General features: G+C 70.2%; 12 protein-coding genes. 8 read left to right on the forward strand and 4 right to left on the reverse strand.

Annotated features, from left to right (window positions below; translation table 11 throughout):
- The first annotated feature begins 221 nt into the window (after positions 1-221).
- From AC3XYG_RS41745 to AC3XYG_RS41760, 4 genes are all read left to right on the forward strand, one after another.
- Positions 222-623, forward strand: coding sequence for a PTS sugar transporter subunit IIA (locus AC3XYG_RS41745; RefSeq protein WP_489145834.1), 402 nt, complete (start codon positions 222-224; stop codon positions 621-623).
- An 18-nt stretch (positions 624-641) separates the two neighbouring features.
- The gene (locus tag AC3XYG_RS41750) at positions 642-917 is read left to right on the forward strand and encodes an HPr family phosphocarrier protein (RefSeq protein ID WP_489145823.1); all 276 of its coding nucleotides are present in this window, start codon (positions 642-644) and stop codon (positions 915-917) included.
- Between the two features lie 170 nt (positions 918-1,087).
- Complete coding sequence (gene ahcY, locus AC3XYG_RS41755; RefSeq protein WP_489145824.1) at positions 1,088-2,383, forward strand: adenosylhomocysteinase; 1,296 nt, start codon at positions 1,088-1,090, stop codon at positions 2,381-2,383.
- 213 nt (positions 2,384-2,596) lie between these two features.
- Positions 2,597-3,706 (forward strand): calcium-binding protein, encoded by a 1,110-nt coding sequence (locus AC3XYG_RS41760; RefSeq protein WP_489145825.1) that lies wholly within the window; start codon positions 2,597-2,599, stop codon positions 3,704-3,706.
- A gap of 87 nt (positions 3,707-3,793) precedes the next feature.
- Here AC3XYG_RS41760 and AC3XYG_RS41765 read toward each other — a convergent pair whose 3' ends face one another.
- The 3 genes from AC3XYG_RS41765 to AC3XYG_RS41775 form a co-directional block, all read right to left on the reverse strand.
- Positions 3,794-4,756 (reverse strand): hypothetical protein, encoded by a 963-nt coding sequence (locus AC3XYG_RS41765; protein ID WP_489145826.1) that lies wholly within the window; start codon positions 4,754-4,756, stop codon positions 3,794-3,796.
- Between the two features lie 80 nt (positions 4,757-4,836).
- A complete protein-coding gene (locus AC3XYG_RS41770; RefSeq protein WP_489145827.1) occupies positions 4,837-5,976 on the reverse strand; it encodes an aminotransferase class I/II-fold pyridoxal phosphate-dependent enzyme in 1,140 nt (379 codons plus the stop codon).
- A 10-nt stretch (positions 5,977-5,986) separates the two neighbouring features.
- Positions 5,987-6,604, reverse strand: coding sequence for a helix-turn-helix transcriptional regulator (locus tag AC3XYG_RS41775; RefSeq protein WP_489145828.1), 618 nt, complete (start codon positions 6,602-6,604; stop codon positions 5,987-5,989).
- A 126-nt stretch (positions 6,605-6,730) separates the two neighbouring features.
- Here AC3XYG_RS41775 and AC3XYG_RS41780 point away from each other — a divergent pair, with 126 nt between their 5' ends.
- Complete coding sequence (locus tag AC3XYG_RS41780) at positions 6,731-7,336, forward strand: LysE family translocator (protein WP_489145829.1); 606 nt, start codon at positions 6,731-6,733, stop codon at positions 7,334-7,336.
- A 1-nt stretch (position 7,337) separates the two neighbouring features.
- On the opposite strand, the gene AC3XYG_RS41785 is transcribed toward AC3XYG_RS41780, so the two are convergent.
- Positions 7,338-8,360, reverse strand: a complete 1,023-nt coding sequence (locus tag AC3XYG_RS41785; protein ID WP_489145830.1) for an NAD(P)/FAD-dependent oxidoreductase — start codon at positions 8,358-8,360, stop codon at positions 7,338-7,340.
- A gap of 186 nt (positions 8,361-8,546) precedes the next feature.
- Between AC3XYG_RS41785 and tsaE the strand changes: the two genes are divergently transcribed.
- The 3 genes from tsaE to addA all read left to right on the forward strand — a co-directional run.
- On the forward strand, positions 8,547-9,017 hold the full coding sequence (gene tsaE, locus AC3XYG_RS41790; protein ID WP_489145831.1) for a tRNA (adenosine(37)-N6)-threonylcarbamoyltransferase complex ATPase subunit type 1 TsaE: 471 nt from the start codon (positions 8,547-8,549) through the stop codon (positions 9,015-9,017).
- The gene (gene addB, locus AC3XYG_RS41795; protein ID WP_489145832.1) at positions 9,014-11,965 is read left to right on the forward strand and encodes a double-strand break repair protein AddB; all 2,952 of its coding nucleotides are present in this window, start codon (positions 9,014-9,016) and stop codon (positions 11,963-11,965) included. Before tsaE ends, addB begins: the two co-directional genes overlap by 4 nt.
- The coding region (addA, locus tag AC3XYG_RS41800) for a double-strand break repair helicase AddA (protein WP_489145833.1) at positions 11,962-14,619 on the forward strand (2,658 nt) is incomplete at its 3' end. The genes addB and addA, both read left to right, overlap by 4 nt.

Genomic DNA, 14,619 nt, shown 5'->3' on the forward strand with positions numbered 1-14,619 from the left:
CGGGTCTCGTCGGCGGCCGTCAATCCGCTCGCCATCATCATGGCCAAAATCCCGATCAGGCTCGACTGAACTGCCACCCGGCTTCGGCCGAAGCCCCATTTCTGTATTTTTGGCTTGCACTTCGCCTTTTCATCGCCAAGATGTCCCCCCAACCGGTGGACGAGATTGCTGCGTTGCGATATGGGCCACCTGTTTGCTTATGCGATGGGAGCAGTAATATCATGATCGGACTTGTGCTTGTCACTCATGGCAAGCTGGCTGAAGAGTTTCGGCATGCGGTCGAGCATGTCGTTGGTCCGCAGAAATTCATTGAAACGGTATCGATCGGCCCGGAAGATGACATGGACCGGAGACGGCAGGACATCCTGCAGGCCGTTTCCGGCGCCGATGACGGGCACGGCGTTATCATTCTCACCGACATGTTCGGAGGGACCCCCTCCAATCTCGCCATTTCCGTTATGAACAGCGGCCACACCGAGGTGATTGCCGGCGTAAACTTGCCGATGCTGATCAAGCTGGCCGGCGTACGCGGTGAGAACAACATGGAAAAGGCCCTGGTCGAAGCTTCCGAAGCCGGGCGGAAATACATCAATGTGGCCAGCCGCGTCTTGAGCGGCAAGTGACGAGACGGCTATCCCTCCATGACATCGCACTCTCGCGAACTGCAGATCATCAACAAGCGGGGCCTTCATGCCCGCGCCTCGGCTAAATTCGTGCAGACCGTCGAGGCCTTCGATGCCGCGATTACCGTTTCCAAGGACGGCACGACGGTTGGCGGCAATTCGATCATGGGGCTGATGATGCTAGCCGCGAGCCCAGGCTGCAGCGTGATCGTGACCGCCAGCGGAAACCAGGCGGCCGAAGCCCTCGACGCCCTCGACCGACTTGTACAGGACAAGTTCGGCGAAGAGATGTGACGTCACCAATCCATATAAAGACATAAAGACTTCTTTATATCATTATTGCTTTCCAGCCGGAAGCCTGCTACACGGCTTCATCCCCGCGCACCCGTGTGCGTTAAAATCTGTGGCATTCGGTCGCTGCGATCTGGCGGCGATCCTGATGCCTCGTCATGCTGGAGAGCGCCATGAGCACTGAAAAGGACTACGTCGTCGCCGATATCGGCCTTGCGGATTTTGGCCGCAAGGAAATTACGATTGCCGAGACCGAAATGCCGGGCCTGATGTCCTGCCGCGCCGAGTTTGGCGAGAGCAAGCCGCTCAAGGGCGCACGCATTACCGGCTCGCTGCACATGACCATCCAGACTGCCGTGCTGATCGAGACGCTGACCGCGCTCGGCGCCACCGTCCGCTGGTCGTCCTGCAACATCTTCTCGACCCAGGACCAGGCCGCCTCGGCCATCGCCGCCGCCGGCATCCCGGTCTTCGCCTGGAAGGGCGAGAACGAGGAGGAGTTCTGGTGGTGCATCGAGCAGACCCTGCGCGGCCCGGGCGGCTGGACCCCGAACATGATCCTGGTCGATGGCGGCGACGTCACCCAGCTCATGCACGACAAGTATCCGGAGATGCTGGCCGAGGTCCGCGGCCTGTCCGAGGAGACGACCACGGGCGTGCATCGCCTGTATGAGATGATGAAGAAGGGCACCCTCAAGGTCCCCGCCATCAACGTCAACGACAGCGTCACCAAGTCGAAGTTCGACAACCTGTATGGCTGCCGCGAGAGCCTGGTCGACGGCATCAAGCGCGCCACCGACGTGATGATGGCCGGCAAGGTCGCGGTCGTCGCCGGCTACGGCGATGTCGGCAAGGGTTCAGCCGCGTCGCTGCGCAGCCAGGGCGCCCGGGTCATGGTCACCGAGATCGACCCGATCAACGCCCTGCAGGCGGCGATGGAAGGCTACCAGGTCCTGACCATGGACGAGGCCGCCTCGCTGGGCGACATCTTCGTCACCGCGACCGGCAATGTCGACGTGATCACGCTCGATCACATGCGGCAGATGAAGGACCGCGCCATCGTCTGCAACATCGGCCATTTCGACAGCGAGATCGAGATCGAGGGCCTGCGCAACTACAAGTGGGAAGAGGTCAAGCCGCAGGTCGATGAGGTCATCTTCCCGGACGGCAAGCGCCTGATCGTCCTGGCCCAGGGCCGGCTGGTCAACCTCGGCTGCGGCACCGGCCACCCGAGCTTCGTGATGTCGGCCAGCTTCACCAACCAGGTGCTGGCGCAGATCGAGCTGTGGCAGAACCACGCCAATTACGAGCGCAAGGTCTACGTCCTGCCGAAGCACCTCGACGAGAAGGTCGCGGCGCTGCACCTGGACAAGATCGGCGCCAAGCTGACCACGCTGACGCCGAAGCAGGCCGCCTATATCGGCGTGCCCAGCGAAGGTCCGTACAAGCCGGACCACTACCGCTACTGATCGCGCTTCCGGCTTCGGCCGGATCAACTCCGGACCAGCCCCCGCCGAAAGGCGGGGGCTTTTTCATGTCCGCGCAAGAAATCGCCTTGGCGATCACACCGCGCGTTATCTTAGATTTAGCTCTTTTGCGCCCAAACAAAGCCTTTAATAGAATCTATGTTGCGGCTCGTCAGCGGAAATTAATATTTTAATTCCTAAGGTATTGGGGGCTTCATGACCACATTCACAGGCACGAGCGGCAACGACACTCTGCCGCATAACGGCGCAATCGACACCGGCAACGACATCTTCCACGGCCTGGCCGGCGACGACATGCTGTATGGCGGCGGCGGCAACGACCTGCTCTACGGCGAGGACGGCAACGACTATATCCAGGGCGGCGCCGACGACGATACCGCCTATGGCGGGGCCGGGGCGGATTACATCGATGGCGGTGGCGGCAACGACTACATCGATGGCGGCACCGGCGATGACGTCATGATCGGCAATTTCGGTGACGACACCTACATCGTCGATTCGACTGGCGACACCATCACCGAATATTCGGCCATGGACGGCACCGACACGATCTATTCCAGCGTGTCCTACACCATGCCGCAATATGTCGAGCGCCTGATCCTGACCGGCACCGCCGCCATCAACGCCACCGGCGGGGATGCTCCCGACACGCTCGTCGGCAACGCGGGTGCCAACAATCTGACCGGCAACGGCGGCGCCGATTTCCTGTCCGGCGGCGACGGCAATGACGTGCTGCGTGGTGGGGCCGGCCCCGATGTCATGGACGGCGGCAACGGCAGCGACACCGCCACCTACACCGACAGCGCGGTGGCGGTGAACGCCAATCTCGCCACCGGCGTCGGCTCGGGCGGCGAGGCCCAGGGCGACAGCTATCTCAACATCGAGAACCTGAACGGCGGCACCGGTGCCGACGCCCTTGTCGGCAATGCGGGCGCCAATGTGCTGAACGGATGGGCCGGCAAGGACACGCTGATCGGCGGCGACGGCGCCGACCGCTTCGTCTTTTCCAGCGCCTCGCACACCGCCGCCGGTGCGGCCGGCCGCGACACCATCGCCGATTTCAGCCATGACCAGGGCGACAAGATCGACCTGTCGGCGATCGACGCCAACACCAGCGTGACCGGCGACCAGGCCTTCGCCTTCATCGGCAACGCCGCCTTCACCCATGTGGCGGGACAGGTGCATTTCGTGACGTCCGGCGCCAACCTGATCGTCGAAGGCGACATCAACGGCGACGGCGCGGCGGATTTCCAGATCGTCGTCAACGCCAACACCACCCTGGTGGCCGGCGACTTCGTCCTCTGACGGCGGCCGCGTCAATCCGTCGTCCCGACGCGGACGTCAGTCCGTCGTGTCGACGCGGACACTTAGTCCGTCGTCTCAACGCGGACATCAGTCCGTCGTGGGGATGCCGTCGAAATCGGTCTCGACCGCCAGGTCGTTCTGGTCGGCGCAAGTGAAGCGCGCCGACCCGGACAGGGGGTCGAGGCCGGTCAGGGTCAGGGTGCCGCTGGCGGCCTGGTCGCAGCCGTCGAGCGAATCGTCGCCCTGCTCCAGACTGAAGGAGACACCGTAATCGGTCGCGGATTTGTCGGCCGCGACCGATTGCGAGAACGGCTTGAGATCATGCGCGCCGAGGCTGGCATCCTTCGGCAGCGCCACCACCACGGCGCCCACCGGCATCATCTGCTTGGCGCCGTGGACCTCGCGCTCCTGCTCCAGATACAGCATCAGCAACCGGCCGCCGGCGGCCTGCCGGCGGGCCGCGCCGCTGCCGGTGATGGTGGCGCCGACCGGGGCGCCGACCACGGTGCTGACATGGCCGGGGCCGGAGGCCGCCACCGGTTCGGACGGCACCACCTGGGTGGGATCGACCGGCACCGCGTCGAAGGTCAGCGACAGCGTCGCCTCTGCCGAATCGCGGCAGGTGAAATTCAGCGTGCCGGCGAAGGGCGAGATCATGCTCAGCGCCACCGTGCCCTCGGTGACCAGGCGGCAGTCGCGCACCCGCGCCCCGTCCGATCCGACGGCGAGGTACAGCGCGCCGGCGGTCTTGCCATCCTTGTCGCGCCGGGCGGTGTCATAGCTGCCGACGGCCAAGCTGCCCGTGGCCGCATCGGCCGGCAGCAGCAACTGGATCTGGCGGGTGCGGATCACGCCTTCGCCGGTCGCGGTCAGCCCGACTACGAAGCGGCCGCGGTCATCCTTCACCGCCAGCGCGAAGCCTTCGATCGGCGTGGTCTCGCCGCCAGGCCCCTCGACCGTGCCGCGGAAGGTGCCGAGGGTCTGGTCGGCCGCCGCCACAGGGAGGGCGGGCAGCAGGAGCAGCAGGGCGAAGGCGAGGCGGCGCAGCATGGGCGGTCTTCCCGTGATCTGGCCGCACCCTACACGCTGCTGCGCCGCCGCGCCTCCCCGCCATCGCGTCGCAGCATGCGTCAGGCGGCCAGATGGCCCTCCAGCGCCGCCAGCGCCTGTGGTATCTCGACCCGCCCGAAGCCGATGCGGAAGCGGTCCTCCGGCACCGGGCCGAGAGTCGAGCGATAGACCCGGGCCGGCAGCAGCAGCACCCCGGCGCGCTGCACCAGGTCATCGGTGAAGGCATCCACCCCCTCCGCCCCGCGATAGCGCGGATAGGCGATGCAGCCGGCGACCGGCGCCTGCCAGTCAAACCGGTCGGCATGGCGGGCGAAGAATGCCTCCAGCAGCGGCAGGTTGGTGGCGATCACCGACCGGCTGCGCTCCAGGATGCGGTCGCGGGCGCCGATGGCAATTTCGCCCAGCGCCTCGCTCGGCGCCGGGGTGCAGATGGTGGTGTAGTCCTTCAGCCGCTCGACCTTGTGCAGCAGGTCCCGGTCGCGGCTGGCCAGCCAGCCCAGGCGCAGCCCGGGCAGGCCATGGGCCTTGGACAGCACGCCGACCGACAGGCCGCGCTCATACGCCTCCGCCATCGCCGGCAACCGGTCCTCAGGCTGCCGCTCCAGCCCACGATACACCTCATCCGACAGGATCCAGATGCCGCGCGGCCGGGCGATCGCCACGATCGCATCGAACACCGCGCGCGACGGCAGGTAGCCGGTCGGGTTGTGCGGCAGGTTCAGCAGGATCGCCTTGGTGTTCGGCCGCAGTGCCGCAACGATCCGGTCGGGGTCGAGCACCCAGCCGCCCACCGCGGCCGAGGCTTGATCCAGCGGGACACCGGTGACGGCGCACAGGCCGGCGGTGACCGATTCGAGCGACTGGTAGTTCGGCGTCAGGGTGATGGCGTGGTCGTCCGGCCCCAGCAGCACCTGCAGCGCCAGGAAGATCCCCTCCTCCGCCCCGACCGTAACCAGCACGTCGTCCGCCACGAGCCCGTCATAGGTGCCCGCGATCGCCGTCCGCAGCGCCGGCGCGCCGCGAGTCTGGGTGTAGCCGAGCCACAGCTTGTCCCAGCCCTCGCGCTGCTCCGGCGTCGCCAGGGCCAGCAAGTCGGACAGCGTCATCGACTGCATGTCGGAGGCGCAGAGATTGTGGCGGGCGGTGAACTCCCAGCGGGCGAAATAGCTTTCCAGCGCGAATTCGGGCAAGCGGCGCATCAAGGGATCCTCAGGCAGCGGAACGGGACCGCGCGGCGGCGCGGTCGGCATAGAGGGTGGCGCGGGAGATGCCGAGCTGGCCCGCGACATAAGCGGCGGCGTGGCGCATCTCCAGCAGGCCTTCGGCATCGATCGCGGCGATCAGGGCGACACGGCCGGCGCGGTCCAGCCCGTCGGCGGACAGGCCGGCGGCGGCCAGCCGGTCGCGCAGGATCAGATTGACCGCCTCGCGCCAGTCGCGCCGGAACAGCGCCTCCGGGCGCGGCGCCACCGGCGGGAACAGCCCGGCCAGCAGCCGCGCCGCCGCATCGACCCGGCCGAGGCCGAGATTGATGCACAGCAACCCGGCCGGCTGTCCGTCCTCCCCCGGCAGCACGGCACTGACCGAACGGATGCGGTCGCCGGCAGGCCCGGCCTTTTCATACGGCCCCAGCACCGGCCGGCCGGGGGCGAGATCCTCCGCCTCCAGGTGGAGCAGCGACGGGTCGCCGGCCGCGCGGCGCGAGACCGGGTTGACGATGTGCAGGATCCGGTCGGTGGCGAGATCGTGGATCACCACCTCCGCCTCCGGACCGAGCAGGGCCGCGACCGCCTCGGTGACCGCTTGGTATCGGGCAAGCCAATTCATACGAAATGTCTAGATCAGACTGTTCGTACGATCCAGTCTTTTGATTGACCCGGCCGGATTGTACGATTTGATCGAGACAATGTTCGGATTGTCATGGTTTTCGGCCGGGTTCATGGTGGCCGGATCATGACACCCCAGCTGCTTTCATCGTTCGTGCTGTTCGCCTTCGTGACTTCGATCACGCCGGGCCCGAACAACATCATGCTGACCGCCTCCGGCCTCAGCTTCGGCTTCCGCCGCACCGTGCCGCACATGATCGGCGTCGCCGCCGGCTTCAGCATCATGGTCGCGGCGGTGGGGCTGGGCCTCGGCGCCGCCTTCGCCGCCTGGCCGCTGCTGTACCAGATGCTGAAATACGGCGGCGCGGCCTATCTGCTGTATCTCGCCTGGAAGATCGCGCGGTCCGGGCCGATCTCCACCGGCGGCGATGCCGGGCGGCCCATGACCTTCCTGGAGGCCGTGGCGTTCCAGTGGATCAACCCGAAGGCCTGGGTGATGGCGGTGGGCGCGATTGCGACCTACACGCCGCAGGCCGGCTTCCTGGTGAACCTGGCCATCGTCACCCTGGTGTTCGGCGTGGTGAACCTGCCCAGCGTCGGCTGCTGGGCGCTGTTCGGCACCGCGCTGCGCCGGGTGCTGCACGCCCCCGGCGCGGTTCGCGCCTTCAACCTCGGCATGGCCCTGCTGCTGGTCGCCTCGCTGTACCCGGTTGCGGCGGATTTGCTGGGCTAACTCAGGCGCGGGCGCCCGGCACCCCGGCGGTCGTCGAATACTCGAAATGCAGCACCTCGCCCGGATGGACGATCGGGTGGATGGCGTGGGCGGCCGAGGCGGCCTCGGCGAAGCCGGTCAGGATCAGCTTCAGCTTGTGCGGATAGGTGGCGATGTCGCCGACCGCGAAGATGCCGGGCAGGCTGGTCGCCGCGGTCGCCTGGTCGATGGCGATGTGGTGCTTGTCCAGCGCCAGCCCCCAGGCCGCGATCGGCCCCAGGTTCATCGACAGGCCGAAGAAGGGCAGCAGCACGTCGGCCTCCAGCCGCCGCACCTCGCCGTCCAGCGTCGCCACGGTGACGGCGGACAGCTGGCCGTCCGCCCCCTCCAGCCCGTACAGCTGGTAAGGGGTGACCAGCTCGACCCGCCCCGACTCGGCCAAGGCGTGCAGCTTGGCGACGCTGTCAGGTGCGCCGCGGAACTTATCGCGCCGGTGCACCACCAGCACCCGGGCGGCGATGTCGGCCAGCAGGATCGACCAGTCGAGCGCGCTGTCGCCGCCGCCGGCCACCACCACCCGCTTGCCGCGCAGCGTCTCCTTCCGCGTCACCATGTAGAAGACCGAGCGGTTCTCGAACTCCTCGATCCCGGCCAGCGGCGGCCGGTTCGGGCCGAAGGCGCCGACCCCGGCGGCGACGATCACGGCCGCGGCGTCGATCTGCGTGCCCTTGCTGGTGCCGACCAGCCAGCGCCCATTGTCCTGCCGCACCAGCGTCTCGACCTGCTGGCCGAGATGGTAGACCGGGCCGAACGGCGCCGCCTGCTCCGCCAGCCGGTCGATCAGGTGCGACGCCTCGATCTCGGGATGGCCGGGGATGTCGTAGATCGGCTTTTCCGGATACATCGCCGCACACTGCCCGCCGACCTCGCCCAGCGCGTCGACGACATGGCATGTCATCTTCAGCATGCCGCATTCGAACACGGCGAACAGCCCGACCGGGCCGGCCCCGATGATGGCGACGTCGGTGCGATGCGGGACGGACATGGCGGTTTCCTTCGGGATCTGCGACCGCCCCTGTGGTAGCCGGTTCCGCGCCATCCTGCATCATCTGGATGCGATCGGGTCGCAGCCGGCCACCCCAAGCGACGATGCTTCGCATCGCGCTGGACGAGGATGCTTCGCATCCCGTTAGACGTGACGCGCCGGCCGGGCTGTGCGAACAATCCGTCGATGTTCCGATTCACCCTCGACCTGCCCGACGAAGCCGCGACCGAAGCCCTCGCCGCCCGCCTCGCCGGGCTGCTGGCGCCCGGCGACACCGTGTTGCTGGCCGGCGATCTGGGCGCCGGCAAATCCTTCCTGGCCCGGGCGCTGATCCGCGCCGCCGCCGGCGAGCCGGGGCTAGAGGTGCCGAGCCCGACCTTCACCCTGGTGCAGTCCTACGATCTGCCTTCCGGCCAGATCTGGCATTTCGACCTGTACCGGCTGGCGGCGGCCGAGGAGGTGCTGGAGCTGGACTGGGACGAGGCCCGGCTGGGCATCTGCCTGGTGGAATGGCCCGACCGGCTGGGCGGCCTGACCCCGGCCGACCGGCTGAAGATCGAGCTGACGCAGGCGGAGGGTGATCGCCGCACCGCCGCGATCACCGGCCTGGGCGGCCGCGGCGTGGCGCTGGCCCGAGCCCTGGGCGCCGGGTCGTGACCGGCGGCGCCGTCTACACCATCGCCGCCGGCAACGGCGTTGCCGATTCGCTGGCGCGCAGCCTGCTGGCCCGGGCGGTGGGCGACCCGCTGGCGCTGGGCGCCATGACCGTGCTGCTGCCCAGCCGGCGGGCCGGCACCACCTTGCGCGACGCCTTCCTGCGCGCCGCCGAGGGCCGGCCGCTGCTGCTGCCCCGGCTGATGCCGATCGGCGATGTCGATGCCGACGCCATCGGCCTGGCCGCCTCCGCCGAGTCGCCTGCGGTGGCCGAGGCGCTGGAGCTGCCGCCGGCGATCGCGCCGCAGCGCCGGCAGATCCTGCTGGCCCGGCTGGTCCTGGCCCGGCAGGACCAGGACATCGGCGCCGACCAGGCGATGCACCTGGCGGCGGCGCTGGGCCGGCTGCTGGACGAGGTGCAGGCCGAGGGGCTGGATTTCAGCCGGCTGGCCGGGCTGGTGCCCGAGGAGCTGGCCGAGCATTGGCAGGAGACGCTGCGCTTCCTGGAGATCGTCACCACGCTCTGGCCCGATGTGCTGCGCGACCTGGACGCGTTGGACCCTGCCGATTGGCGCGCCCGGTTGACCCAGGCGCAAGCCGCCGCCTGGACCGCCGCGCCGCCGGCCGACCCGGTGATCGCCGCCGGGCTGCTGGGCACCAGCCCGTCCGACCTGGCGCTGCTGCGCGCCGTGCTGGCCCTGCCGCAGGGCGCCGTGGTGCTGCCCGGCCTGGACCGGGAGATGGACGAGGACAGCTGGGCCCAGCTGGACGACGGCCATCCGCAGCAGCCCCTGAAGCGGCTGCTGGAGGGGCTGGACATCGACCGCCGGACGGTCGCCGACTGGCCCGCCCCTGCGACGGCCGGCCCCGACCGCACCGTGCTGCTGCGCGAGGTGATGCGCCCGGCCGCCACCACCGACGCCTGGCGAAACCCGGTGGGGCTGGCGGCGCCAGCGCTGCACGGGCTGGCCCGGATCGACTGCGCCACGGCGCAGGAGGAGGCGGGCGTCATCGCCCTGCTGCTGCGCGAGGTGCTGGAGATTCCGGGCCGCACCGCCGCGCTGGTGACGCCGGACCGGGTGCTGGCGCGGCGGGTGGCGGCGCATCTGGCGCGCTGGCAGGTGGCCGTCGACGACAGCGCCGGCCGGCCGCTGGCCGACACCCCGGTCGGGGCCTATCTGCGCCTGGTCGGCGACATCGCCTTCCGCGACGCCTCGCCGCTGGCGGCGCTGGCGCTGCTGAAGCATCCGCTGGCGGCGGGGGGCGAGGCGATCGGCCCGTTCCGCGAGGCGCTGCGCCGGCTGGAGCGGCGGGTGCTGCGCGGCCCGGCGCCGGAAACGGGCATCGGCGGGCTGCACGCGGCGCTGGCGGCCAGCGATGCCGCCGGGTCGCTGGGCCCCTGGCTGCAGCGGGTCGGCGCCATCCTGGCCCCCTTCGTCGCCGCGGTGCGGGCCGAGGACCAGTCGCCGGCCGAGCTGTTGCGGCTGCATGTGACCTGCGCCGAAGCCCTGGCGGCCACCGATACCGAGCCCGGCCCGGCCCGGCTGTGGCGCGCCGAGGACGGCGAGGCGGCGCAGGCGCTGGTCGATGAGCTGCTGACCGGGTTCGAAGGCTTCCCGCCGATCCCGGGCCAGGACTGGCCCGGCCTGTTCGAGGCGATGATGGACGGCGCGGTGGTGCGGCCGCGCTGGGGCCGGCACCCGCGGCTGGCGATCCTGGGCCCGGTCGAGGGTCGCATGGCGCGGTTCGACCGCATCGTGCTGGGCGGGCTGAACGAAGGCAGCTGGCCGACAGCGCCCGCCGCCGACCCCTGGATGTCGCGGCCGATGCGGCAGAAATTTGGCCTGCCGGCGCCGGAGCGGCGCATCGGCCTGGCCGCCAACGACTTCGCCCAGGCTGCCGCCGGCGCGGAGGTCTTCCTGACCCGGGCGGAAAAGGTCGACGGCACCCCGACCGTGCCGTCGCGCTGGCTGCTGCGGCTGCAGGCCGTGCTGGACGGCGCGAAACTGGCCCTGTCGTCGCCGGCACGGGACTGGCGCGCTTTGGCCCGGCGGATCGACCAGCCCGATGCGGTGCGGCCGGTGGCGCCGCCAGCGCCCCGCCCCCCGGTCGCCGCCAGGCCGCGGCGGCTGTCGGTGACCCAGATCGCCACCTGGATGCAGGACCCCTACGCCATCTTCGCGCGGCAGGTGCTGCGGCTGGAACGGCTGGACCCGATCGAGGCGGAACCGGGTGCGTCGGAGCGCGGCACCGCGATCCACGCCGCCCTGGCCGCCTTCCTGCAGGCCTGGCCCGACACGCTGCCGCCGGACGCGCTCGACCGGCTGCTGGCGCTGGGCCGGGCGGAATTCGCCAAGCTGCCGCCGGGCCCCGACATCCGCACCTTCTGGTGGCCGCGCTTCGCCCGCATCGCCGGCTGGTTCGTCGAGACCGAGGCCCGGCAGCGCGCGGCCGGCCGGCGCACCATCCTGACCGAGCAGAAGGGGCTGGTGACCCTGCCAGCGCCGGCCGGCCCGTTCACGCTGAGCGGCGTGGCCGACCGCATCGACCAGGACCCCGACGGGCTGGTGGTGGTCGACTACAAGACCGGCATGGTGCCGAGCAACCCGCAGATCCTGGCCGGGCATCAGCCGCAGCTGCCGCTGGAGGCGATGATGATCCGCGACGGCGGCTTCGCGGCCGTGCCCGCCGGGCTGGCCGTGACCGGCCTGGAGCATTGGCGCCTGTCCGGCGGGGCGACGCCGGGCGAGATCAAGCCGGTGAAGCCGGCGGAAGGCGACATCGCCGCCCTGACGGAGCAGGCGCTGGCCGGCCTGGCGGGCCTGGTCGCCCGCTTCGACCTGCCGGAGACGCCGTATCTGTCACAGCCGCGCGGCCTGTCGCCGCGCTTCTCCGACTACGCCCATCTCGCCCGGGTCAAGGAATGGTCGGCGGGGGGAGGCGAGGAATGAGCCTGATCCGCCCTGACCCGACGGCGACGCAAAGGCGCGCCTCCGACCCCGGCCGGTCGGTCTGGGTCGGCGCCTCGGCCGGCACCGGCAAGACCAAGGTGCTGACCGACCGGGTGCTGCGGCTGATGCTGACCGGCACCGCGCCCGACCGCATCCTGTGCATCACCTTCACCCGTGCCGCGGCGGCGGAGATGGCCAACCGCGTCGCCGTCACCTTGGCGGGCTGGGCGACGGCGGCGGATGATGTGCTGCAGCTGAAGCTGGCCGACCTGATGGGTGCGCCGCCCGATGCCGCAGTGCAGACCGCGGCACGGCGGCTTTTCGCCCAGGTGCTGGACGTGCCGGGCGGCATGCGGATCCAGACGGTGCACAGCTTCTGCCAGTCGCTGCTGCGCCGCTTTCCGGTCGAGGCCGGGCTGCCACCGCAATTCGAGCTGATCGACGACCGCAGCGCCGACGAGATGCTGGAACGGGTGCGGCGGCAGGTGTTGGCCGACCCGGAGCTGGGCGCGGCGGTCGACCGGGTGGCCGGGGCGGTCGGTGCCGACGAGTTCGGCGAGATCGTGCGCGCGCTGGTGGCCGAGCGCGGCCTGCTGGCCCGGCTGCTGGACGACCATGGCGGGCTGGACGGGCTGACCGCCGCCATCCGCCGCCATCTCGACCTGCCGGACGGCGCCAGCCGCGACGCGCTGCTGGCCGAGGCCTGCGCCGATTCGGCCTTCGACGGCGCAGCCCTGCGCACTGCCGCCTATGCCCTGCTGGACAGCGCCAGCAACAAGGACCAGGAGCGCGGCACCGCCATCGCCAACTGGCTGGAAGCGCCGGAGGCGCGGGCCGGCCGTTGGGGCGAATACCAGCGTGGCTTCCTGACCAAGGAAGGCACGGTCTACAAGACGCTGGCGATCCGGGCCGTCGCCGCCATCCCCGGCGTTCTGGATGCGTTGCAGACGGAGGCCGATCGCGTCCTGGCGCTGGTCGAGCGGCTGCGCGCCGCCGAGACCGCCGACAACACCGCCGCCCTGCTGACCCTGGGCGATGCGTTGATCGCCCGCTACCGGGCGGAGAAGGGCCGCCGCGCCCTGCTGGATTACGACGACCTGATCCTGCAGGCCGCCGCCCTGCTGGAGCGGCCGGGCAAATCGGCCTGGGTGCTGTTCAAGCTGGATGGCGGCATCGACCATGTGCTGATCGACGAGGCGCAAGACACCAACCCGGAGCAGTGGCGCGTGGTCGCCGCCCTGACCGAGGAGTTCTTCGCCGGGCTGGGCGCCCGCGCCGATGTCGCCCGCACCGTCTTCGTCGTCGGCGACGAGAAACAGTCGATCTTCAGCTTCCAGGGCGCCGACCCGGCGGAATTCGCCCGCATGCGCGCGGTGTTCGACCGCCGCATCCGGGCCGCCGAGCGGCCGTTCGAGATCGTGCCGCTGGAGACGTCGTTCCGGTCGGTCTCCACCGTGCTGGCCATGGTCGATTCGGTGTTCGCCCGCGGCGCGGCGCTGGACGGCGTGGCGCCGGAGCCGCCGCATCATTTCGTGTCCGAGCGCCGGCGGCTGGATGGCGGGCTGGTCGAGCTGTGGCCCCTGCTGGGGCCGAGCGAGAGCGACGAGCGCCCGGCCTGGGAGCCGCCGACCGAGCAGCGCGGCATCAGCGACCCCGGCGCCCGGCTGGCCCGGCTGATCGCCGACCGCATCGCCGGCTGGCTGCGCGAGGGCACCTTCCTGGAATCGAAGGGCCGGCCGATCCGGCCCGGCGACGTGCTGATCCTGGTGCGCACCCGCAACCGCTTCTTCGTCGAGCTGATGCGGGCGCTGAAGGCGGCCGGCGTACCGGTCGGCGGCATGGACCGCATGGTGCTGACCGAGCAGCTGGCGGTGATGGACCTGATGGCCCTGGCCCGCTTCCTGCTGCTGCCGGAGGACGACCTATCCCTGGCCGAGCTGCTGAAAGGCCCGCTGATCGGCTTCGACGACGACCGGCTGTTCACCCTGGCGCATGGCCGGCCCGGCACGCTGTGGGCTGCCATGGCCGCGTCGCGCGATCCGGCGGTGACGGCAGCGCGCAACTGGCTGTCGGACATCCTGGCCCGGGTCGATTTCCAGGCGCCGTTCGAGCTGTTCTCCGGCGTGCTGGCCCAGCCCTGCCCCGGCGACGCCCTGTCTGGCCGCCGCGCCATGCTGGGCCGGCTGGGCGCCGAGGCGGAAGACCCGCTGGACGAGCTGCTGTCGCTGGCGCTGGGGTTCGAGCGGCAGCTGCCGCCGTCGCTGCAACGCTTCCTGCACTGGCTTGAGACCGGCGAGACCGAGATCAAGCGCGAGCAGGAGGCCGGCGAGGCCCAGGTGCGGATCATGACGGTGCATGGCTCGAAGGGGCTGCAGGCGCCGATCGTGATCCTGCCGGACACCGTCAGCATGCCCGGCACCGGTGCCCGCGCCGGCGAGAAGATCCTGTGGCCGGATGCCGATTCGGTGGAGGGGGGCCTGCCGGTTCCGCTGTGGGCGCCGCGCGCCGCCGCCCGCCCTCCCGCCTATCGCGAAGCGATGGACCGCGCGGCCGGGCGGCGCGGGCCGGAGTACCGCCGGCTGCTGTATGTCGCCCTGACCCGGGCCGAGGACCGGCGGGATGTCTGCGGCCCTTACGCCACCGCCCGCGGCAAG

It is taken from the genome of Inquilinus sp. (assembly GCF_057815775.1).

Excerpts from the sequence above, each read along its gene's own strand:
- AC3XYG_RS41745 (WP_489145834.1), top strand. The coding sequence starts at position 222 with ATGATCGGACTTGTGCTTGTCACTCATGGCAAGCTGGCTGAAGAGTTT.
- AC3XYG_RS41750 (WP_489145823.1), top strand. The coding sequence starts at position 642 with ATGACATCGCACTCTCGCGAACTGCAGATCATCAACAAGCGGGGCCTT.
- ahcY (WP_489145824.1), top strand. The coding sequence starts at position 1,088 with ATGAGCACTGAAAAGGACTACGTCGTCGCCGATATCGGCCTTGCGGAT.
- AC3XYG_RS41760 (WP_489145825.1), top strand. The coding sequence starts at position 2,597 with ATGACCACATTCACAGGCACGAGCGGCAACGACACTCTGCCGCATAAC.
- AC3XYG_RS41765 (WP_489145826.1), bottom strand. The coding sequence starts at position 4,756 with ATGCTGCGCCGCCTCGCCTTCGCCCTGCTGCTCCTGCTGCCCGCCCTC.
- AC3XYG_RS41770 (WP_489145827.1), bottom strand. The coding sequence starts at position 5,976 with ATGCGCCGCTTGCCCGAATTCGCGCTGGAAAGCTATTTCGCCCGCTGG.
- AC3XYG_RS41775 (WP_489145828.1), bottom strand. The coding sequence starts at position 6,604 with ATGAATTGGCTTGCCCGATACCAAGCGGTCACCGAGGCGGTCGCGGCC.
- AC3XYG_RS41780 (WP_489145829.1), top strand. The coding sequence starts at position 6,731 with ATGACACCCCAGCTGCTTTCATCGTTCGTGCTGTTCGCCTTCGTGACT.
- AC3XYG_RS41785 (WP_489145830.1), bottom strand. The coding sequence starts at position 8,360 with ATGTCCGTCCCGCATCGCACCGACGTCGCCATCATCGGGGCCGGCCCG.
- tsaE (WP_489145831.1), top strand. The coding sequence starts at position 8,547 with ATGTTCCGATTCACCCTCGACCTGCCCGACGAAGCCGCGACCGAAGCC.